Origin of the sequence: Fodinisporobacter ferrooxydans (assembly GCF_022818495.1) — a bacterium.
In the GTDB taxonomy this organism is placed as follows: Bacteria; Bacillota; Bacilli; order Tumebacillales; family MYW30-H2; genus Fodinisporobacter; species Fodinisporobacter ferrooxydans.
This window is the reverse complement of the sequence record NZ_CP089291.1, coordinates 4494210-4516591: the sequence shown is the minus strand read 5'-3', so window position 1 is coordinate 4516591 and position 22382 is coordinate 4494210. Positions and strand designations below refer to the sequence as shown.

Annotated in this window: 20 protein-coding genes; 19 read left to right on the top strand and 1 reads right to left on the bottom strand. The window is 40.8% G+C overall.

The window, feature by feature from the left end; all coding sequences use genetic code 11:
- The first annotated feature begins 13 nt into the window (after positions 1-13).
- The 19 genes from LSG31_RS21665 to LSG31_RS21575 all read left to right on the top strand — a co-directional run bounded on the left by LSG31_RS21665 (position 14) and on the right by LSG31_RS21575 (position 21143).
- The gene (locus tag LSG31_RS21665) at positions 14-1042 is read left to right on the top strand and encodes a zinc-dependent alcohol dehydrogenase family protein (RefSeq protein WP_347437107.1); all 1029 of its coding nucleotides are present in this window, start codon (positions 14-16) and stop codon (positions 1040-1042) included.
- 443 nt (positions 1043-1485) lie between these two features.
- Entirely contained in the window at positions 1486-1980 is a 495-nt protein-coding gene (gene rpiB / locus LSG31_RS21660; protein WP_347437106.1) for a ribose 5-phosphate isomerase B, read from the top strand.
- A complete protein-coding gene (locus LSG31_RS21655; protein ID WP_347437105.1) occupies positions 1943-2935 on the top strand; it encodes a dihydroxyacetone kinase subunit DhaK in 993 nt (330 codons plus the stop codon). The genes rpiB and LSG31_RS21655 overlap by 38 nt, the downstream gene beginning before the upstream one ends.
- Positions 2936-2963: 28 nt before the next feature.
- The gene (gene dhaL, locus LSG31_RS21650; RefSeq protein WP_347437104.1) at positions 2964-3611 is read left to right on the top strand and encodes a dihydroxyacetone kinase subunit DhaL; all 648 of its coding nucleotides are present in this window, start codon (positions 2964-2966) and stop codon (positions 3609-3611) included.
- Positions 3612-3828: 217 nt separating this feature from the next.
- Positions 3829-5319, top strand: coding sequence for a xylulokinase (gene xylB, locus LSG31_RS21645; protein ID WP_347437103.1), 1491 nt, complete (start codon positions 3829-3831; stop codon positions 5317-5319).
- Between the two features lie 87 nt (positions 5320-5406).
- Positions 5407-6603, top strand: coding sequence for a hypothetical protein (locus tag LSG31_RS21640; protein ID WP_347437102.1), 1197 nt, complete (start codon positions 5407-5409; stop codon positions 6601-6603).
- Between the two features lie 34 nt (positions 6604-6637).
- Positions 6638-7303, top strand: coding sequence for a class II aldolase/adducin family protein (locus LSG31_RS21635; protein ID WP_347437101.1), 666 nt, complete (start codon positions 6638-6640; stop codon positions 7301-7303).
- A 1-nt stretch (position 7304) separates the two neighbouring features.
- Positions 7305-8786 carry an FGGY-family carbohydrate kinase gene (locus tag LSG31_RS21630; RefSeq protein ID WP_347437100.1) on the top strand — a complete coding sequence of 494 codons (1482 nt, stop codon included), beginning with the start codon at positions 7305-7307 and terminating at the stop codon, positions 8784-8786.
- On the top strand, positions 8783-9397 hold the full coding sequence (locus tag LSG31_RS21625; protein ID WP_347437099.1) for a histidine phosphatase family protein: 615 nt from the start codon (positions 8783-8785) through the stop codon (positions 9395-9397). Before LSG31_RS21630 ends, LSG31_RS21625 begins: the two co-directional genes overlap by 4 nt.
- A gap of 13 nt (positions 9398-9410) precedes the next feature.
- Entirely contained in the window at positions 9411-10898 is a 1488-nt protein-coding gene (locus LSG31_RS21620; RefSeq protein WP_347437098.1) for a rhamnulokinase, read from the top strand.
- A 327-nt stretch (positions 10899-11225) separates the two neighbouring features.
- Positions 11226-13289, top strand: a complete 2064-nt coding sequence (locus tag LSG31_RS21615) for a BglG family transcription antiterminator (protein ID WP_347437097.1) — start codon at positions 11226-11228, stop codon at positions 13287-13289.
- A gap of 77 nt (positions 13290-13366) precedes the next feature.
- A complete protein-coding gene (locus LSG31_RS21610; RefSeq protein WP_347437096.1) occupies positions 13367-13876 on the top strand; it encodes a PTS sugar transporter subunit IIA in 510 nt (169 codons plus the stop codon).
- Positions 13877-13879: 3 nt separating this feature from the next.
- Complete coding sequence (locus LSG31_RS21605) at positions 13880-14158, top strand: PTS sugar transporter subunit IIB (protein ID WP_347437095.1); 279 nt, start codon at positions 13880-13882, stop codon at positions 14156-14158.
- Positions 14159-14270: 112 nt separating this feature from the next.
- Positions 14271-15620: a PTS galactitol transporter subunit IIC gene (locus LSG31_RS21600; protein ID WP_347437094.1), complete on the top strand. Its 1350-nt coding sequence runs from the start codon at positions 14271-14273 to the stop codon at positions 15618-15620.
- A gap of 276 nt (positions 15621-15896) precedes the next feature.
- Positions 15897-16886: a thiamine pyrophosphate-dependent dehydrogenase E1 component subunit alpha gene (locus LSG31_RS21595; RefSeq protein ID WP_347437093.1), complete on the top strand. Its 990-nt coding sequence runs from the start codon at positions 15897-15899 to the stop codon at positions 16884-16886.
- A 17-nt stretch (positions 16887-16903) separates the two neighbouring features.
- A complete protein-coding gene (locus LSG31_RS21590) occupies positions 16904-17887 on the top strand; it encodes an alpha-ketoacid dehydrogenase subunit beta (RefSeq protein ID WP_347437092.1) in 984 nt (327 codons plus the stop codon).
- A gap of 13 nt (positions 17888-17900) precedes the next feature.
- Positions 17901-19232 carry a dihydrolipoamide acetyltransferase family protein gene (locus LSG31_RS21585; protein ID WP_347437091.1) on the top strand — a complete coding sequence of 444 codons (1332 nt, stop codon included), beginning with the start codon at positions 17901-17903 and terminating at the stop codon, positions 19230-19232.
- A 13-nt stretch (positions 19233-19245) separates the two neighbouring features.
- Positions 19246-20625: a dihydrolipoyl dehydrogenase gene (gene lpdA, locus LSG31_RS21580; protein WP_347437090.1), complete on the top strand. Its 1380-nt coding sequence runs from the start codon at positions 19246-19248 to the stop codon at positions 20623-20625.
- Positions 20626-20801: 176 nt separating this feature from the next.
- The gene (locus LSG31_RS21575) at positions 20802-21143 is read left to right on the top strand and encodes a hypothetical protein (RefSeq protein ID WP_347437089.1); all 342 of its coding nucleotides are present in this window, start codon (positions 20802-20804) and stop codon (positions 21141-21143) included.
- 49 nt (positions 21144-21192) lie between these two features.
- On the opposite strand, the gene LSG31_RS21570 is transcribed toward LSG31_RS21575, so the two are convergent.
- The gene (locus tag LSG31_RS21570) at positions 21193-22131 is read right to left on the bottom strand and encodes a sugar-binding transcriptional regulator (RefSeq protein ID WP_347437088.1); all 939 of its coding nucleotides are present in this window, start codon (positions 22129-22131) and stop codon (positions 21193-21195) included.
- Between the last annotated feature and the right edge of the window lie 251 nt (positions 22132-22382).

Sequence of the window (22382 nt, the reverse complement as noted above, 5' to 3'; positions counted from 1 at the left end):
AGGGGGAATTGGGATGAAGGCCGTTTTATATGAAAAACCACTGGAATTTTCAGTGAAAGAAGTAGAAAATCCTGAAATTAAGGATCAACAGGTATTAATCGAAGTAAAAGCATGTGGTGTATGCAAAACCGATGTTCATATACATCATGGCGAATTTATTTCCGGTTTCCCTCTTGTTCCGGGGCATGAATTTGTTGGAGAAGTCGTGAAAGTTGGGGCCGCGGTAAAAGATTTTAAACCCGGAGATCGGGTAGCTGCCGATAATACCGTTTTATGCGGGCACTGCTATTATTGCAGAAGAAATCAACCTTTATTCTGTGAAAACTTTTACTCATTAGGATGCAATGGTTCCGGTGGGTTCGCTGAATACGTAGTTGTGAATCATGATAAAGTATTCCCGATTGGCGATCTATCATATGATGAAGCGGTCATGATCGAGCCAACGGCATGTGCGGTTCATGGCATTGATGTCATTGACGTAAAACCGGGCGATGATATTTTAATGTTCGGCGCTGGCCCGACGGGAATCGTCTTGGCGCAATTATTAAAACACGCGGGTGCAGCAAATTTGGTAGTGGTAGCTTCTGACAAGACGAAATTAGATTTAATAAAAAAGTTAGCTGCAGATAACGTAATCGTTATGGATCGATCCGACTATTCAAAACATGAAACTGAAATAAAAAGCCTCTTTCCGAAAGGATTTGACATAATCGTTGATGCGACTGGTGCCAAAGAGGTGATTGAACATTGCCCGCAATTTGCCAAATACGGTGCGAAAATTGTCATTTATGGTGTGGCGGAGGAAAATGACCGAATCAGTATAAGTCCCTATGAAATTTTTAGAAAAGAGCTAAAGATTATCGGATCATTTGCACAGACCCATTGTTTTGATCGAGCTATCAAGTTTATTCAGAATGGGATCGTGAAAGTAAAAGATATTGTAACAAATCGCTATAGTATTTCCGAATTTGACAAAGCCATATCGCAAGTTGAGACAGGTAAAGGACATATTAAGGTTATTATTGATATGCAAAACGAATAAACATAATGCTGTGAATTAAATGTTATGGATTCAATAATTTTCATTCGTATTTGTTTAGCTGGGGTCCTGATTTCAAATGAATTAGGATTCTGGCTATTTTAATAGAAGTCATTTTCGGTCAATTTCTGTTTATATCGGGATATAGACTTAAAATAAAAAATAATAAAAATTAAATAAAAAATAATTCCACGCATATATAAAAATATGAAAATAAATAAAAATAAACAATTGACATTATGTAGATAAAAAGTAAAATGGATAATATAGAGTCATCGATTTAAAGTAAATAAAATTCGGAGGGGAAAGTAACTTAATTATTTTCAATATCAAAAAATTTAGTTGATAGAAAGCAATGTCAAAACGAAAATAAAAAAATGAAATTGAAATGAAAATAAAATAAATAAAATAGAGTATTTTAAGGGTTGAAAGAAAGGAAGGTAAAGATGAAAATTGCAATCGGATGCGATGAAGCTGCATTCACTCTTAAAGAATTGATCAAGATTCATTTACAAGAATGTGGGCATGAAGCAGTTGATTATGGGTGTTATTCTCAAGATGCGATCGATTATCCTGATATTGCGTACAAGGTTTCCAAAGAAATCCAACAAAAAAAGTTTGAACGTGGTATTCTCTTATGCGGCACTGGACTTGGTGTGGCAATAACGGCGAATAAGGTAAAAGGTGTGCGAGCGGCAACCTGCCATGATTGTTATTCAGCGGAACGAGCGCGAAAGAGCAACGCAGCACAAATTTTAACCATGGGTGCAAGAGTGATCGGCCCGGAGCTGGCGAAGAAAATTGTTAGTACCTGGTTGGAAAGTGAATTTCAAGGAGGAAATTCCGGCCGGAAGGTTGAAAAGATCGAGATGTACGAAAATTTAGAGTGGGAGGCAAATGATAATGAAGAAGTTGATCAACAATCCAAATCATGTTGTTGATGATGCATTGTCTGGTTTCTTAAGAGCCAATCGCGAAATTGTCAGACGAAGTGAAAAAGATCCAAGAGCAGTTGTTCGCACTACAATAGAAGCCAATAAAGTTGGGATTGTCATTGGCGGAGGATCCGGACATAAGCCTGCTTTCATTGGCTACGTTGGTGAAGGAATGGCAGACGGTGTCGCGATCGGAAATATTTTTGCCTCACCTTCTCCTTATCCAATATTGTCGGCTATCCAAGAAGTTCATCAGGGTAATGGTGTTTTATTAATTTATGGAAATTACTCGGGCGATTGTATGAATTTTTCAATGGCTGCTGAATTAGCGGAATTGGAAGACATCAATGTGAAACAGATCATTGTTCGTGATGACGTTGCTTCAGCTACAAAAGAGGAAGCGAATCGTCGAAGAGGTATCGCCGGTGAATTTTTTGTATATAAAATTGCAGGAGCAAAGGCACAAGAAGGATGTACACTAGAGGAAGTTTTCCAAACAACAGAAAAAGCGAACAATTGGGTACGCTCCATGGGAGTTGGCTTGACACCTTGCTCCCTTCCGCAAACAGGGAAACCAAGTTTTATTTTAGGTGAGAATGAAATGGAATTTGGACTTGGCGTACATGGAGAACCAGGTGTACGAAAAGGACCGTTATTACCGGCAAGAGATGTAGCGAATGAATTGGTGAACACGATTTGTAACGATTTCGATTTCGAAGGTTCCGAGGTTGCAGTATTGGTTAATGGACTTGGATCCACTTCTCTGATGGAACTGTACATTATGTATGACAATATTGCGGAAGAGTTGGAAAAAAGAAATATACAAATTTATCGCTCTTTTGTTGGGGAATACATCACTTCAATGGAAATGGGAGGATGTTCTCTGACATTGTTAAAACTGGACGAAGAATTGAAAAAGTTGATAGATAAACCAGCAGTAACCGGTTGTTTTAAATTGTAGCTAATTTGTAAGACATGGAGGGAAAGTTATGATCAGAGCTATCGACTTACAGAACACATTTAAAGCGGTTGCAGCAGCTATTCGTGATAAGCGAGATTATTTATGCGAGCTGGATAGCTTTGCTGGAGATGGCGATCATGGAATTAGTATGGAATTAGGTTGGAACGCGGTAATTGAGATTCCGGTAACGGAACAAATGGATTGTGGCGATTATCTCAAACAATGTGCAAAAGCTTTTATAGCTGCAGTGGGCGCTTCGATCGGACCGCTTTATGGTACAGCATTTTTGCGTGCAAGCAGCAAATTCAGTGGTAAAACTAGTGTTGAAGCGGATGATGCAGTCGCGGCGTGGAAGGAAGCGATTCAAGGAATCGCTCAACGTGGGAATGCAAAACTTGGGGATAAAACACTTTTGGATACGTTGCTTCCTTGCACGGAAACTTTGGAATCATCATGGAAAAATGGGGACTCCTTAGTCTCAATACTTGATAAGGCAGCCGAAGCTGCTGAAGCTGGAATGCTTTCAACAAAAGACATGATTTCTAATATTGGGAGATCGAGTCGTCTGGGAATCCGTTCGAAAGGCGGGATTGATCCAGGGGCAGCTTCCGCTTATGTTGTCGTAAAAGCAATTCGTGATTCCATAGTTGAGCAATCAAATCTAGCAAAAAGTTGATAAATAGAGATCCAATTTCAACTGGATTTACTGTCCAATTTAATGAAAACACTTCCGTAGTTTAGGGATGGTATTTTTTATATTACTACCAAACTGGGTAGTGTTTTTACATGTTTATTTTGACAAATGGGAAGATAAATAGAATTAAGAATTATGGTTATTGGGTCGATCCAAAAAATGAAGATTTTAAAATTTGGAATAGAAAGAGGATTATTGTATGTCTTTATTTATTGGAATTGATTTAGGTACATCATCGGTAAAAAGTATAGTAGTAGATGAAACCGGTAGTATATGTGCAAATTCTTCTCGAGAATATCCTCTTCTAAATCCTCAACCCTTATGGTATGAACAGGATCCCGAGATATGGTGGAAAAAAACAAAAGAAACCATTCAAGAATTGATCCAACACCCTGAAGTTGATGCAAGTGACATTAAGGGAATCGGTTTGTCCGGTCAAATGCATGGAACTGTGTTTTTAGATAAGAATGGAAAACCTCTGTACAATGCAATTTTGTGGTGTGACCAACGAACCGAACAAGAGTGTGAATATATTGAGCAAAAGGTTGGTATTCAATCTCTCGTGGAAGAGAGCGGCAACCGAGCATTAACAGGGTTTAGCGCACCGAAAATTTTATGGGTAAAACAAAACAAACCTGAAATATACGAAAAAGTGGATAAGGTACTGTTGCCTAAGGATTACATTCGATACAGATTAACTGGAGAATTTGCAACAGAAGTTTCAGATGCTTCCGGAACTTTGTTGCTGCAAGTTAAAAAGAGAAATTGGTCGAATCATTTATTGGAAAGTCTAAATATCCCTAGGGAATGGTTACCTAATGTGTATGAATCCCAAGAAGTGACGGGATATACATTATCATATTTACAAAAGGAAATTGGGCTTCCGGCAGGAACACCCGTTGTTGGTGGCGGAGGAGATCAAGCTGCTGGAGCGGTCGGTTCTGGGGTCGTTGAAGGTGGTATTGCAACCGTTGCACTTGGAACATCTGGCGTGGTTTTTGTTGCCAGAGACGATACATTAAAAACATTTCAACATACCTTGCACTTTTTCTGCCATGCAGTACCGGATCAATGGCATACCATGGGTGTTATGTTATCTGCTGCAGCATCACTGAAGTGGTGGAAAGAAATCAGTGCAAACCAAGAGTCCTATGAAACAATTCTACAAGAAGCCGATCATGTAAGAGCAGGAAGTGAAGGTCTCTTGTTCCTGCCATACTTAGTAGGAGAACGGACACCACATCCTGATCCGCAAGCAAAGGGACAGTTGGTTGGTTTAACCTTGGCACATCAAAGGGCACATATTACAAGGGCGATTTTAGAAGGTGTAGGATTCGGTTTAAATGATTCACTGCAAATGATGAATGATGTGGAAATAAAGGAGATTCGAGTAACTGGTGGCGGTTCCAAAAATAAAATTTGGCGTCAGATATTGGCGGATATTTTTAATAAACCGATTGCAACAGTTAATACAAATGAAGGTCCGGCCTACGGTGCAGCCGTTTTGGCAGCTGTTGGAAGCGGGGGATTTGCTTCTGTAAAACAAGTAACCGATCAATGGATTCAAACACTCGAATGTCATGAACCTATCCAAACACACCATCAAGTTTATAGCGAAATCTATCAAATATATAAAGAACAATACTCTTTGTTAAAACATACGTTTCATCAATTAGATGCATTTCGTTAGGTTACTCTATCAAAATTGGTCGAAACAGTGCTTGTTTAGAATATAGAACTTCGATAACTATTTAGATCGTAACAAGGAGGGTAACATATGAGTACAGCTACGAAGATCCACGAAACTTTTGAGAAAGGAAAGGGAATTTTACGCTTAATTCCCAACTTTGTTCCACGACGGTTTGGGCAGCCGGGACGACGATTGCGGCTACATCCGGATGATTACTATGCTCTTGGCACAAAGCGCGGAGCAATCAAAGAACGTTGGTTTTCTTCAGCTATTCCGGCGCTGAACGGTGATCAGGCACCGGCGGATGAAGGAATGAGCTATGTTGCGCCAACAGAGGATATAAACGACAAGTTTTTATTTAAAGACGCAGTGGAGGAACTCGGAAAGAGTATCATTGGTGAAGAGTTATATCAAAAATACGGCACTTGGCCAATGTATTCTAAGTTTTTCGATTTTAAAACCCCCCTTTTTCATCATCTGCATCTGAGTGATGCTGCAGCCGAGTTTGTCGGAAAAATAGGCAAGCCGGAAGCTTATTATTTTCCATATCAATTAAACAATCATCCGGGTGAATTTCCGGTTACCTACTTTGGATTTGACCCGGATGTAACGATTGATCAAGTAAGAGAGCGCTTACTGAGCTTTGAAACATGTGATACACGGATTACAGAACTTTCACGAGCGTATCGGATCGAACTTGGTACAGGTTGGTACACTCCACCAGGGGTCGTACATGCACCTGGTTCCTACCTGACGTATGAACCACAATGGAATAGTGATGTTAACTCTGTTTACGAAAATATTGTTTCCGGTGAGGTTTATCCTTACGAATTTCTGGTTGAAAATTGCCCGGATGATAAGAAATTTGATGTTGAGTACGTTCTCCGTTTAATGGATTGGGAAAAAAATATAGATCCACATTACAAGAAAAATTACTTTAGACCTCCAATTTTATGTAATCATTCCGATGAGCGTCATATTGAGAAATGGATTACGTATGGAAATGAGTATTTTGCAGCGAAAGAATTAACCATTCTACCTGGGCAAACAGTTACGGTAAAAGACAGTGCCGCATACGGCTGTATTATGATTCAGGGACATGGGGAATTTGGCGTTTACGATGCTGAGTCTGCAATTATGCTTAGGTTTGGCCAGCTTAGCTCCGATGAATTTTTTGTAAGTGAAACAGCCGCCAAAGAAGGTGTGACGATTCGAAATCGGAGTCGGACGGAACCTATAGTCATACTTAAGCATTTTGGTCCAAATCATCCGGACATGCCTTGATCAATTTGATACGAATTCTGAGGTGAATCATAAGATGTCAAACGTTCATTTGAATATACGGGAAGAATTATGCTCGTATGCCACTCGTATTGTGAAAAAAGGATTGGTGGCGGGACCAGGTGGTAACATCAGTGCACGGAGTGGGGATATCATGTATATCTCACCGTCGGGGTTTGCATTGGATGAAATACCAGCAGATAAGTGGATTTCCGTTGATATTGCAACAGGTGAAGTTGAGGGAGAACTAAGGCCTTCCTCCGAAACTTTACTGCACCTTTTTATCTATCGTGTTCGACCGGATATCTATGCAGTTATACACGCACATCCGATCTATTCTATTGCGGTAAGTAGTGTAGATTTGACCGTTCCACCTATGTTTGCAGATTTTGTTGCAATTCTTGGGGATCTTCCATGCTTGGAGTATGTTATGCCTACGACTCGTCTACTTGCTGAGCGAGTGGTAGAAGACTTGGGACAAGCAAACGCGATGTTGCTTAGAAATCACGGTACGATTACTGTTGGCTCTAATTTAAAGGAAGCATACTATCGTACAGAAATTTTAGAGGATGCTGCCAAAATTTATATCTTAGCGAAGCAGTTAGGTTCTCCTAGAGTTTTAACAGAAGAAGAATGCCGCCAAATTAAGGAACTTGATTCAGAAGTTTATAGGGTGAATCTGCTTAAAGATATGAAGGTGTAATATGAAGCAATTATTGTTAGGAATCGACGTGGGAACACAAGGAGTTCGTATTATTATTTCGGATTCCGCTGGTACAGTTCTTGCCCAGTATTCGGCCACTTTCCCATTTAAGCTTTCGGCAAGGATTTCCCAAGACGCTGTTGAGCAGGATCCCAACACGTGGTGGGAGTGTGTGTGTGAATGTATCACCGGCGTTCTGCAAGCTTTATCAAAAAACGAAAGAAACTGTTCACCACAATCTATTATCTGCTTATCTGTGACTTCTACATCGGGGACAGTTGTCCTGCTGGATGACAAGGGTGATCCGATTCATCCGGCAATCATGTACAATGATCGCCGGTCAGCTAGTTACGCAGGTATTTGTAACGAATTGGGTGCGGATGTTGCGGATAGCCTTGGCTATTCATTTTCGGCTTCATTTGGTCTTCCCAAAATGATCTGGTTTGAGCGGGAGCATCCGGAATGGATGGGTGAAAACTTTCGCTGGATCCATGCAACTGACTTTATAATCGGAAAATTGGTAGGAGATTTTCAATATACAGATGAAACAAATGCTTTGAAGTCCGGATACGATTTGTTAACTGGGAAATGGCCTGGCTATATAGAAAAGTTAGGTTTGGAAGGACAATTGCCAAAGGTTATCCAGTCAGGCACGTGTATCGGAAATGTTTGTTCAATGGCAGCCGCCCGAACAGGACTTTCAACGAACACACAGGTTATAGCGGGGATGACAGATGGATGTGCTTCGCAAATTGCTGCTGGAGCTGTGCATCCGGGAGATTGGAATTCGACTATAGGGACGACGTTGGTTATTAAGGGCGTAACGGACAGACTCTATATTGATCTGCAAAAAAGGATCTATTCCCATAAACATCCAATGGGCTATTGGATGCCAGGTGGTGCGAGTAATACCGGTGGTGAAGCACTTGAAATTCAGTTTGGTCGAGATAAATATGAATCGTTAAACAATGCCGTGAATCCCAACGAACCATCGGGACTATTATGCTATCCACTCCAAAGGACGGGCGAAAGATTTCCTTTTCATCATTCGTTAGCCAAAGGGTTTGAGCAAGGCATGCAACGAGATGAAGCACATCGATATGCCGGTTTTTTAGAAGGAATTGGATATTTGGAGCGTCTTTCATTTGATTTGTTGGACGAGATGGGTGTGCCCAATAAACAAAAAATATATGTATCAGGTGGGGCAGCGAAAAGTTCTGTATGGTTGCAAATACGAGCAAATATATTAAACACGCCGCTATATAAACCTCGTGTTCCTGAGGCCGCCATGGGGATGTGCATCGTTGCCGCGAGTCAAACTATTTTTTCAAATATACAAGAGGCTGTTGATTCCATGGTAAAAATCGAAACGGTTGTTGAGCCGTCACAGGATAGTTATGTACGGTTTGATGAGCAGTATGCTGCATTTAAGACGCAGCTAGTCAAGAGAGGATATTTGAAAACAAAGGATGATCAAAAGTGACCACTATTTATCTGCTTCGACACGGACAGACTGTGTGGAATGAGCAAGGAGATCGTTTTTGTGGAACGGCGGATGTAGAATTGACAGCGAAAGGTATTCAGCAGGCGAAACGAGCGGCGAATCAGCTGAAAGATATTTCTTTAGATGCAATTTTTCATTCCGGACTCGTTCGTTCGAGACAAACGGCCCAAGAGATATTTCATGTACAGGAAGCAGCGGGCTATCATCCCTTGTTTGAACGATTTGACGCATTTCAAGAAGTTGGTTTTGGCGATTGGGAGGGCCTTACCAAGCCAGAAGTACATCAACAATATGGTGACTTGTATGAGGCATGGGTGCAGTCCCCCGCTGAAACAGCGATTCCAGGAGGAGAAGACTTGCAGGATTCCCAGTCCAGAGCCTTTCAAAAACTCCAAGAGCTTTCCATGAAATACAAGGGTGGAAAACTTGCAATTGTTGCACACAATACGATCAATCGCTTGATGTTTATGGCAATCCTCAAAGCGCCAATAAACAGCTATCGGACAATTATACAGTCAAACGCATGTCTCAATATACTTGAGTGGGTATCTGATGATACGTTTAAAATTCAAGGGGTCAACCTAACCTGATGGGGGGAGGAATATGATACATCATCTCGCAGCTGATTTTGGTGCAAGCAGCGGACGGATTTTACGTGGGGATTTTGATGGGACAAACATTCGAGTTTCGGAAATCCATCGCTTTCCCAACTATCCCGTGCGAATGAGAAATCGTTTATATTGGGATTTTCCTAGATTGTTTTATGAACTTCAGTGTGGCCTCCGGATAGCCGGAAATTCCGCAGTCGGGTCGATACAAACGCTCGGCATCGACACATGGGGACTTGATGGAGGATTCATTGGATCAGCTGGAGAGTTGTTGGTAGCTCCACGCAATTACCGAGACCCAATCAATAAAGATGGATTTGATTATGTTCGGAAGGTATTATCGGATGAGTACTTGTTTCGTAAAACAGGTATTCAGTTGTTACAAATTAATACAATTTATCAACTCGCAATCATGAAAAAGGAACATTCCTACGTTTTTGATTTTGCACAAGCGTTTCTTATGATGCCGGATTTATTTCATAGTTTTTTAACAGGGATAATAGGCAGTGAATATACCATTGCAACGACAACACAGCTTTTAAATGCGGACCAACAAAATTGGGATGTTGATATTCTGAAGGCTCTTCATTTAAACCGTGATCTATTCACAGATATTATTCATCCGGGGACAAGGCTAGGAAAATTACTTCCTTCCGTTGCAAAGGAAGTAAATCTGCCGGATTTGGAAGTGATAGCTGTCGCCACACACGATACAGCCTCAGCGGTCTTGAGTGTTCCTGTATTGGAGAATTCTTCTGCTTTTATGTTCATCTCATGTGGTACCTGGTCCTTAGTTGGTGCAGAAATTCCTCAGCCGATTATTAATGAAAAAACACTCGCGTACAACATGAGCAATGAAGGTGGAGTGTTTGGGACGATCCGATTATTGAAAAATGTCATGGGGTTGTGGTTGCTGCAGGAGACTAGAAGAGAATGGGTTGAGAGTGGACTCGATATCAATTTTAAGGATATGGTTGATATGGCAGAGCAAGCGAGCCCGTTTTTAACTATGTTTGATCCGGACGATCCTTGTTTTTTGGAACCGGGTCATATGATGAAAAGAATCCAGTCGTGGTGTCTGCAAAGAAAGCTCCCAGTGCCGCAGGAGAAAGGTGAAATTATTCGGTGTATTTTAGAAAGTTTAGCCTTTAAGTTCTGCACAGTATTGAAACAATTGGAAGATGTGTTAGGGAATAAGATGAATGCTGTATATATTGTTGGTGGTGGAGTGAATAATTCATTACTTTGTCAATTTACTGCGAACGCCACGGGTATACCAGTTATCGCAGGATCTTCTGAAGCTACTGGGATTGGAAATATCTTAATGCAATTATATGCCAAAGGTGAGTTAAAAGACCTGAGCGAAATTCGATTATTAGTACAACAATCGTTTCCTATACAAGTTTATGAACCACAAAATATTGAACTTTGGGAAGAAAACTACCAAAAATTTATTTCTTTGATAAGTGAGAGAATTTCATAATGGCGAAGCTTTATCCCATCTACAATCGTTCCTCAATCATATTTGATAAGGATCAACATTGTCTTTCTGGAAAAATGCAGTTATGAAATTGGTTCATTTCTATAGTATTTACACATTGTATAAAATTCATTCCTGGGAAAATTTCCAGGTTTTTTTGTTTCGCCATAGGTACAACCGTCGAACTTATTTTTGACCAGTATCAACCGAAATAGGTTCAATTGCATTCATCACAATATTGAACAATTCGTAAAACAAAAAGTGAAACAAAAGCAAATATAAAAATGTACCAGCATGCGCTATGATTAAATTACAGAGAGGGGGGATGAAGTGTTGGATGATCGAAGCAGTTCATTACTCAGGGAAATTTTAATGTCTCCAGGATTAAAAAGCTGTGTTTTAGAAAAAAAAGTTAAATTAACTCGTAGGCAAATTAACTACAGCATTGATAAGATCAATGATTGGTTGGTAAGAAACAATTTGCCCACCATTAAAAAGAACCGTCAAGGTATTTTCCTTGTAGATTCGGTCTTGTATGAGAGATTTCCGGAACTTAGTCCCGACTCATCTGTTTATGAGTACTATCCTACTGAAAAAGAAAGAAGCGATTTATTACTGCTTTATCTATTAAGTCGTACGGAGGAATTATCATTACTTCATCTTACGAGTGCACTGAGGGTAAGCAAAAATACAGTTCTCAATGATTTGAAGTTCGCACAACAAACCATTCTTTCCTATCAGTTGGAAATTAATTACACAAGGCAGAATGGTTATTATATAGGAGGTGAAGAATTTAATAAACGTTGTTTAATTATTGAAGTAGTGAATCGTATTGTTAAAATGCCATACGGAAAAAAATGGATTTTGAAGATTGGTAATATAACAGACGAAGAAATTGAAGATGTCAGTAGACGATTTGATAAGCTTGAAACCTACCTACAGGTGCAATTCACAGATGAGAAAATGCTTTCCATGCCCTATATCATGGTTTTGATCCTAAGGAGAATTAAAAAAAATAAAAAATTGGTTCACTTAAATATTTATGACCATGAATTGCAAAATACCATAGAGTTTCAAGCTGTAAAAAATTTTTTCTCAGATACTACCGATCTTGATGAATATGACGAATTATTTTTAACGGTGTTAATATTATCGACAAATGTTTCAAATACTAAAAATTTAGATGAAAAAGTAATGGAAAGTGTCATTCGTTCATTGGAAAATCTTCTCCTATCTTTTGAGAGGTTGGCATGTGTTCAGCTGCAAAAAAAAGATGATTTATTGATGGAATTGTATCAACACTTTAAGCCTGCTTTTTATCGAATTAAATTTGGGTTAATTATGGATAACCCATTACAGGAAATCATTCAAAATGATTATCGAGAATTACACCACCTTGTAAAAAAAGCAGCACAATCCATAATACATCTGATTGGCTGTGAAATTCCGGAAAGTGAATGTGCTTATTTAACGATGTTACTAGGTGGTTGGTTAAGAAAACAAGGGCAAGAAATAAAAAATAGAATACGGGTAGTTGTTGTTTGCCAGAATGGGGTATCTGTATCAAAGCTATTATTTGAAACACTAAGGGAGATATTTCCGGAATTTCTTTTTCTTGATAGCCTCTCAATCCGAGAATTTAATCAGTATACGTTTGATTATGATCTCATATTTTCAACACAGGTGATTCATTCTGATAAAGAATTGTTTATTGTGAGTCCGCTTTTAAATGATGAAGAAAAACATGGGTTAAGAGTTAGGGTTATGCAAGAGCTATATGGATATACTCCAATAAATTTTGATACAGACAGTTTAATTACAGTAATTAAAGAATATGCAACGATTCTAAATGAAGATGAACTTAAAAAGTCTTTGCAAGATTATTTTAAAAAGGAACATATCCATTATGCTCCGAAAGAGAAACGTGCCGTGAAACCATCGCTAGACGAACTTATTACGGAAGAAACAATTGTACTCGAAAAATACGTGGTGTCCTGGGAGAAAGCGATTCGTACAGCTGCTGAGCCTCTATTGAGAAACAACTCAATTCACCCCGGCTACGTTGACGCCATGATACAAATGTATCAGCCGAGCGATCCATATATAGTAATTGCTCCGCGATGTGCGATTCCTCATGCAGATCCGGAAGCTGGTGTCAGTAAACTGTCGATGAGTCTTTTAAGATTGGAGCAAGGTGTAGAGTTTTCAAAAGACAAGCAGGTAAATATCGTTGTAGTAATAGCGGCAACCGATAAAAAGAGCCATTTCAAAGCCTTGATGCAGCTCACTAATTTATTTGGTGCGGAACAAGATGTCACAACTATTATTGAGTCGAAACAAAAAAAGGAGATTGTTAAAATTATCAAAAAATACTCTGAGGGCGTTGTCATCTGATATTTCACTAAACGAAAGGCGAAAATATGATATGGGCAATACCGTCCCGGGACGCATTTACATGAGGAGAGAGAAAGGTGCCTACAGTAAAAAATTTTACTAAGTTTGATGAAAATCTAATTTTGGTAAATATGAAGTGCAATACGAAACAAGAGGTTCTAAGAACTTTAGGAGAACTGCTTGAAAACAAGGGATATGCTAAAACAGGCTATACAGAAGCACTTCAGCAAAGAGAAAATGATTTTCCAACCGGAATACGAACAGAAATAATAGGGGTCGCAATTCCGCATACAGATTCAAAGTATGTGAATGAAACTACAATTGCCGTAGGAGTATTGGAAAATAATGTCCAGTTCGAGGAAATGGGTTCTGATGGAGGAAACGTCGAAGTTGAGATTGTTTTCGTACTCGCAGTCAAGGATCCTAATTTACATTTAGAATTTTTGCAAAACTTAATGTCGATATTTCAAAAGTATTATTTACTAAATCATATTAAAGGTTTGGGTGATGCTCATGAAATAGCAAATTTGTTAAATAATGAACTATTTGATGGTAATAGCATTAACGGAAAAATGGGAGGAGTTTAAAAAATGAAAAAACGTATTCTAGTAGTGTGCGGTACTGGTGTCGCTACATCCACTGTTGTAAACAAAAAATTATCTGTTTTTCTAAAAGAAAAAGGAATTGAAGCTGAAATTCTGCAGGGTAAGGTTATGGAGGTTAAAAGTTTAAGTGCGCAAGTGAATTTGATAGTTGCCACGACAAAAGTAACTGCTGATGTATCAGTTCCGGTTGTGAATGCACTGCCACTGTTAACGGGGATAGGCCAAGAAAAAGTATTTTCGGAGATTCTTCAACATTTAAGTTAACCATGTAGTTAGAGCAGATTCATTATCGGCACATTGGGTATTAAATTGGCAACAATGAATCTTCTCTGCAATCGCAGACAGAATTATTTATCTTTAAAAGGGGTGTTGCACTGTGTCAGTCATTAACTGGATCGTAAATTTGGGTCCTTCCGTAGTTGTTCCTGTCCTGATATTTATTCTTGCATTGATACTTGGAGAAAAGCCAGGGCGTGCATTTCGGTCAGGTCTGACTGTAGGTATCGGTTTTATTGGAATCAATTTGGTTATTGGCCTATTAGTAAACAATCTAGGTCCCGCAGCACAAGATATGGTACACCGCATAGGGATTCATCTTGACATCATTGATGTCGGATGGCCAGCTACGTCAGCGATAGCTTTTGGTTCACATGTCGGATCTTTGGCAATCCCAATTGGACTTGTTGTCAATATTTTAATGTTGGTTTTTGGCTTAACAAAAACGTTTGATATTGATTTGTGGAATTATTGGCACATAGCATTTACGGGCGCTTTGGTGTCCATTTTAACAAACAGTTTTTTAAATGGTGTAATTACCGCTGGTGTGCATATGATTATTCTGCTTGTAATTGCAGATAAATCGGCGATTTGGGTTGAAAAATACTATGGTTATCCCAATATAACTTTTCCACACGGTACTTCAATCCCGTATTATTTAATCGGACTTCCTTTAAAATGGCTTTTTGATCGAATCCCAGGAGTCCGTTCGTGGAAAGCGGATTCAGAAACGTTACAAAAGAAGTTAGGGTTGTTAGGGGATAGTAATATACTTGCATTGATTCTCGGTATCATCATAGGAATACTCGCCGGCTATGATGTCACAAAAACGCTTCAATTGGGTGTCTCTCTGGCAGCTGTTATGATGCTATTGCCACGTACCGTCTCTATATTGATGGAAGGACTCATACCTGTTTCTGAAGTAGCCGGTGAATTTGTGCGCAAGAGATTTCCGGGTCGCGATTTTTATATTGGGATGGATTCAGCTATTGCCGTTGGTGATCAAGCCAATATTTCTAGCTCTTTGATACTTGTTCCAATTACCCTGATATTGGCTGTAATCCTTCCGGGAAACCGTGTGTTGCCTTTCGGGGACTTAGCAACCATACCGTTTATTGTCGCATTGCTGGTTCCAATTTTCCGCGGTAACGTCATCCAAACAGTACTAGCTGGTGCGATATCAATTGGAATTGGTTTGTATATCGCGACTTGGGTATCCCCGTTGTTTACAATAGCGGCGAAACAATCCGGCTTTAAATTTCCTGATGGTGCATCCAGCATTTCTTCTCTGGTGGATGGAGCGAATCCGATGACACTGATCCTGTTGTTATTAGCGAAAATTGGAATAATCGGGATCGTGCTTCTCGGAATTTTCACTCTTGTCATTGCATGGCTTAGCAAAAGAAAACAACAGAAAACAAATGGATTAAACGGATCTATTCCGAGCTAAGTAATATACTGGTAAGAATACATCTTTTATTCCAACATTTAAAAATCCGGTTGCGATTTATCCAAGTAAGTCCATAAAAATTTTATGTCATAAATTTGTATGGTAACGATTTCAAATTCGAGGATCGTTACCATTCATTATGTAAGCAATTTCACTTTTGTTCAGAATTGTAACACTTGTAATTGACGGTAAATGCAGCACTTGTTATACTTATAACAAATGTTATATAATAGAACAAATGATAAATATGTTGATTTGTATAGAGGAGGAGTTAACATGATAGATTCTGTCCTTCAGAATGATAAAAAAATCACTGAGGAAAAACTTCAGGAATTACTTCATCAAATGTGGCTCATTCGATTTTTTGATGAAAAAGTAGATGAGTTTTTTGCGAAAGGTTTAATTCATGGAACCACGCACCTTTGTGTTGGACAAGAAGCAACAGCTGCTGGTGCCATTGCAGTTTTAGAAGAACGGGATAAAATTACAAGCACGCATCGCGGACATGGCCATTGTATAGCCAAGGGGGCCGATGTGAAGCGGATGATGGCAGAATTGTTCGGTCGTGTAACCGGTTACTGCAAGGGTAAAGGCGGTTCCATGCACATTGCGGATCTCGACAAAGGCAATCTCGGTGCCAATGGGATCGTAGGTGGCGGTATTCCCATTGCAGTTGGGGCAGCTTTGACGTCCCAAATGAAAAAACTCGGCTATGTGACTATTTCCTTTTTCGGAGACGGGGCAACAAACGAAGGAAGTTTTCATGAGGCGATTAATATGGCGTCCATTTGGAAACTTCCGGTTATCTTTTTCTGTGAAAACAATCAATACGGCATGTCTGGCCCGGTAAAAGAAATGGTTAATATTGTGAATATTGCAGATCGTGCAAAATCGTATGGAATTCCGGGTGTGGTCGTTGATGGAAACGATATCTTTACTGTCATGAAAGTTACAGCAGAAGCAGTCGAACGTGCAAGAAACGGTGAAGGTCCAACGTTGATTGAGGCAAAAACATATCGTTGGAAAGGACACTCCAAAAGTGACGGGAAAAAGTACCGGACGCGTGAAGAAGAAATGGAGTGGAGAACCCGCCGTGACCCGATTGCCCGTATGGAAAAAGTCTTGATTGAAGAAGGAATTTTAAACGAAGAACAAGCAAGATCGATTGAGCAACGTGCCAAACAAGATATCGAAGATGCGGTTAAATTTGCAGAAAACAGTCCAATGCCGTCATTAGATTCGCTTTTGGAAGACGTATACGCTTAAAAGGGAGTGGAAATATTATGAGAGAAATTACCTACTTAGAAGCGGTTCGGGAAGCAATGCAAGAAGAAATGCGCGCCAATCCGGATGTATTTTTAATGGGGGAAGATATAGGAGTATATGGAGGAGCTTTTGGTGTTTCGCGCGGAATGATTGAGGAGTTTGGACCGGAACGGATCCGGAACACCCCTATCTCGGAAGCAGCGATTGCCGGTGCTGCCGTGGGTGCAGCGATGACCGGCATGCGCCCGATTATCGAATTGCAGTTTTCGGATTTTATTACGATCGCAGCGGATCAATTGATTAACCAAGCAGCAAAAAACCGCTACATGTTCGGTGGAAAAGGAAAAGTTCCGTTTGTTCTGCGTACACCTGCAGGTTCTGGAACGGGAGCGGCAGCTCAACATTCCCAAAGTTTGGAAGCCTGGATGGCTCATATTCCAGGACTTAAAGTGGTTCAACCCTCCACCGCCTATGATGCAAAAGGATTATTAAAAGCGGCGATAGATGATGACAATCCGGTGATTTTTTATGAGCATAAATTGTGTTATCGAACGAAAGATCATGTACCGGAAGGCTCCTATTCGATTCCTCTTGGCAAAGCGGATATCAAACGCGAAGGTACGGATGTGACCATCGTTGCGACCGCGATTATGGTCCATAAAGCTTTACAGGCAGCCGTGGAACTCGAAAAAGAAGGGATCAGTGTGGAGATTGTCGATCCTCGTACAATCGTTCCGCTTGATGAGGAAACCATTGTGAATTCTGTAAAGAAAACCGGTCGCCTGGTTGTGGTTCATGAAGCTGTCAAACGTGGCGGTTTTGGCGGGGAAATCGCCAGCATGATTGCGGAAAGTGAAGCGTTTGATTACTTGGATGCTCCAATCAAACGGTTAGGGGGATTACCGATTCCGATTCCCTATAATCCGATTCTGGAAAAAGCAGCCATTCCACAAGAAGAGGACATCATTCTGGCGGTTAAAGAAACACTGAACCGCGTTTAAGGGGGAATCGAACATGGCTACTGAAATATTCATGCCCAAATTGAGCATGACCATGAAAACGGGCACGATTTTAAAATGGTTCAAACAAGTTGGCGACGATGTCCAGGTAAACGACGTGTTGCTTGAGGTAGAAACGGATAAAATCAGCATCGAAGTGGAAGCCTATGGATCTGGTAAACTATTAAAAATTTACTATGACGAAGATGCGGTTGTTCCTGTGAATCAAGTAATCGGATACATCGGTGCAGAAGATGAAGCCATACCCGATACTCCTCCTATTCTCGGAGAATCCGTCGATACGGAAGAGCAAGTACAAGCAAAGGAACCACCAAAGGAAGAAATGAAAGTCGAGGAACCGGAAAAAGTCCGTGCGACACCTGCTGCAAGGCGAGCAGCAAAAGAAACAGGTGTTTCCTTGCTTGACGTAACAGGAACAGGCCCAAACGGCCGGATTCACGAAGCGGATGTAAAGACATTTGCAGCTACTATCCAAGAATCGGACGTAAAAGCAACGCCATTAGCAAGAAAAGTGGCGCAAGCCGAAAGCATCCCGCTTGCTTCCGTTACGGGTACAGGCGTACAAGGGAAAATTCGCAAAGATGACGTATTGAACAACATACCAAGTACCCCAGTTGTTCAAACTTCGATAGTTACTCAAGACAAACAAATCAAAGTTGAAGGGGTGCGGAAAATCATTGCGCAACGAATGGCCCAAAGCGCATTTACCGCGCCTCATGTCACGCTTGTCAGCGAAGTGGATATGAGTCGTTCGATCGAAATGCGGACATCTCTGTTGCCTGTGATTGAAAAACAAACAGGGTTCCGGTTGTCGTATACGGAAATTATCATGAAGGCTGTTTCGCATGCCCTGGTGTTGCATCCAAGTGTCAATGCGTCCCTGGAAGGGGATTACATCGTGCAACATAGCAACGTCAACATTGGTCTAGCGGTATCCATTCCAAACGGTTTGATTGTTCCGGTTGTGAAGGATACGCAACGGAAGGGTCTGTCAGAACTCACATCTGATTGCAAGAACCTTGCAAACTTATCGAGAACCGGGAAACTCTTGCCGGATCATATGACCGGTGGAACCTTTACCATTAGCAACCTTGGCATGTATGCCATTGATGCATTTACACCGATCATCAATCAACCGGAATCTGCGATTCTTGGGGTCGGCCGGATTCAGGAGAAACCGGTAGGTGTGAATGGAACGATCGTACTTCGTCCGATGATGACACTTAGCCTTTCCTTTGATCATCGGGTGATTGATGGAGCTCCCGCTGCGGAATTTTTGCAAACGGTCAAAGACATCCTGGAAAATCCGTATCGGATGATTGTGTAGGAGGTCAAACCGGATGAAAACATATAACGTTGCGATCGTTGGCGGTGGTCCAGGAGGGTATGTGGCGGCGATTCGGGCAGCCAAAGAAGGGCAAACGGTCGCATTGATCGAAGCGGATCAATTGGGAGGAACGTGTCTCAACCGCGGCTGTATTCCATCGAAGACCCTTTTGCGTCATGCTGAAGTGATTGAAGATATTCGATCGGCCAAAAAATGGGGAATTGAAACAGGGGAACTTACGTTTTCTCTTGAGAAAATGATGGCTCGGAAAGATCAAGTGATTCAAACATTGCGTACGGGAATTGCTTCACTTCTAAAGGCCGGAAAAGTCGATGTGTTCCAAGGATGGGGTACGGTACAAGCGGACAAAACCATTCGAATTGAAGGGAAAGAATCCACGGTCATACAGGCGGATTCGATTATTCTGGCAACCGGTTCGGTTCCGTTTGTGCCTCCGATTTCGGGAACTGATGCTGTTTCCTACTATACCAGTGATACGATTTTTGGGATCTCTGAAATTCCGGAATCCATTGCAATCATTGGAGGTGGTGTTATCGGTGTCGAGTTTGCCTGTATATTCGAAAGCTTGGGGACCAAAGTAACGGTTGTGGAAATGGCAAACCGGTTGGTGCCAAACGAAGATCCAGATGCCTCTACTGTACTTCTCAAAACATTGAAGAAAAAAGGAATCCGGGTGTTCACGGACACGAAAGTCGAAGCGGTTGGAACAAGACCTAACGGAAAAGCGGTACAGATCACCGATGCAAACGGTGTGATGCAAGAGCTTGCAATAAGCGAACTGTTGATTGCGGTGGGGCGCAGACCGAACCTAGCGGCTATTGCAGAATTGAATTTGACCATGAATGGACCGTTTGTTGCGGTCAATGAATACATGGAGACAAGCAGCAAAGGCATTTACGCTGTAGGGGATCTCATTGGTGGTTGGCAACTGGCACACGTTGCAAGTGCGGAAGGCATAGTGGCGGCACTCAACGCTTCTGGACACCGCACAGCGATGGATTACAAAGTGGTTCCTCGTTGCATCTATACGCTCCCGGAAATTGCGAGTGTAGGACTGACAGAAGAAGAAGCAAGAAAACAAGGATACCGAGTCAAAGTAGATGTGTATCGTCATTCCGCAAACGGAAAATCTATTGCAATGGATCAAAAAGATGGCTTTGTGAAGCTGATTGCGGATGAAACATACGGAGAAATCTTAGGGGTCGTATTGGTCGGTCCCCACGTAACAGAAATGATATCGACGCCATCGGCATTTATCCATTTAGAAGGAACCGTGGAGGAAATGGCAAATATGATTTTCCCACACCCAACTGTATCGGAAACAATGTTCGAAATGGCAGCGAAATGGCTAGGTACCGGTATCCATTCTTAAATAAAAAAACCTGAGTGAGTTTCTTGCACTCAGGTTTTTTGTTAAATCGTCATACAACCTATTTTATAATTGCTTCAAAAAGGTTATAGTTAAGGATAGAAGATGTTTCTGAGGTAAGACAAACGTTTTAAAACGAAGGGAGGAAGCCTAGATTCGTATGGATCGTAGGCGATTCGATGTACAAAAGAGAAGTAGAGACCGAATTGTTTTGTGTTCAATGTGCGAAAGATTCCCTCCATACGGTTGTGTATATCAACGGAATCATCTATAAAATTACATGTGAAACATGTGGGAAAATTGTGGTTAACGGAACACTCTCAAAAGAAGTATATGGCAGGCTGGTTGAACGGGCATTAACCAAACCCAAACGAATGAAACAAGAAATCGAACAAGAAATCAAATTGGGTGAATTAAGAAAAATGATGCGATTGCCTTTACGCATGGTAAGCAAACCGTTTCGATTGTATCATGAAGTAGAGGGAATCAAAAAGCTGGAGAAAGAAAAACCAATGACCTAGATCAAATACTGATTTGATTTTAAAAAAACGCCCGCAAATTGGGCGTTTTTTAATCTTGTATTAATTGTTGCGCCGTTGGTTCATCGGTCACCAGTACATTGACCAAGCCTCCTGTAAGGGCTGCGCGAATGGATTGTACTTTTTCCTCGCCGTGGGCAACTCCAATCACAAGGGGAATGGCTTTTAATGTTTCAAGAGGCAGCGATAAAACACGTTCATTCCAGGAGATGGAGCTAGCTTCCCCTTTTTGGTTAATAAAATTGTAACAAATATCTCCGATCACATCTGATTCTGTAAATTCCTTTTGAAAATTGGGACCGAAATAGTTTTTGACCATAGTGGAATGTTCCGGAGCTCCTCCGATTCCAACAATGGCAATGTCACAATGACTGGCCAAGTTGAAAACTTCAGCAATCGAAGATTGCTCCAAAAACAGAGTTTTTGCCTCCGGAGAATCGACAACAACAGGTGCATGCAAAAGTTTGTAGTCTGCCTGCAACCGTTCTGCGATTTGAACAGCCAATTGGTTCGCGTGAATGTCTAAACGCTCATCTCCCATCCCGCCCACAAGCGGTACAACTATTACATTTGGAAGATTGCCTCCAGGCATTGCCGTTGCTACTTCTACCAGTGTGGTTCCGGAAGAGACACCGATGGTGTGATTTTTTTTGACTACGCGCAACAGGTAATTTCCAGCTGCTGCTCCCAGATTATGTTTTCCGGCAGGACTGTTAATTTCATCAATCACAATTGCTTCCCGGAGATTGAACTTTTTTTCCAAAGTTGATTCCAAAGAGCTATACGTATGTGCCATTTCATCATGAATCCGAATTTCGACTAGTCTTGATTCTTTTGCTTTGGTTAAATATTTAGAGATTAATGGACGAGAGACTCCGAGTACTTCTGCGATTTCCGCTTGGGTTGCGCCTTCTTCATAGTACATGCGAGCAATTTTAATCAGAATTCTCGTATCGTCAGAATATGCCATAGTCCTTTCACCTCGCTTTCATGGTATCCCATGAAAATCATGTGCGTAATTTGTAAAACAATTATGTTATTTGTCCTTATGCACATCTTAAGACATAAAAGGACTTTACTCCAATTGTAAAAAATTCAAGTAACAAAGCCGCCGTTTCCTCAAAGGAGAGAAAAGTTACTTTGTATATTCTACAAGAATCCACTATGTTTTTCTATACTAGAACTTCAATCAACACGAAAAGTTCAAATTAGCTTCACCTC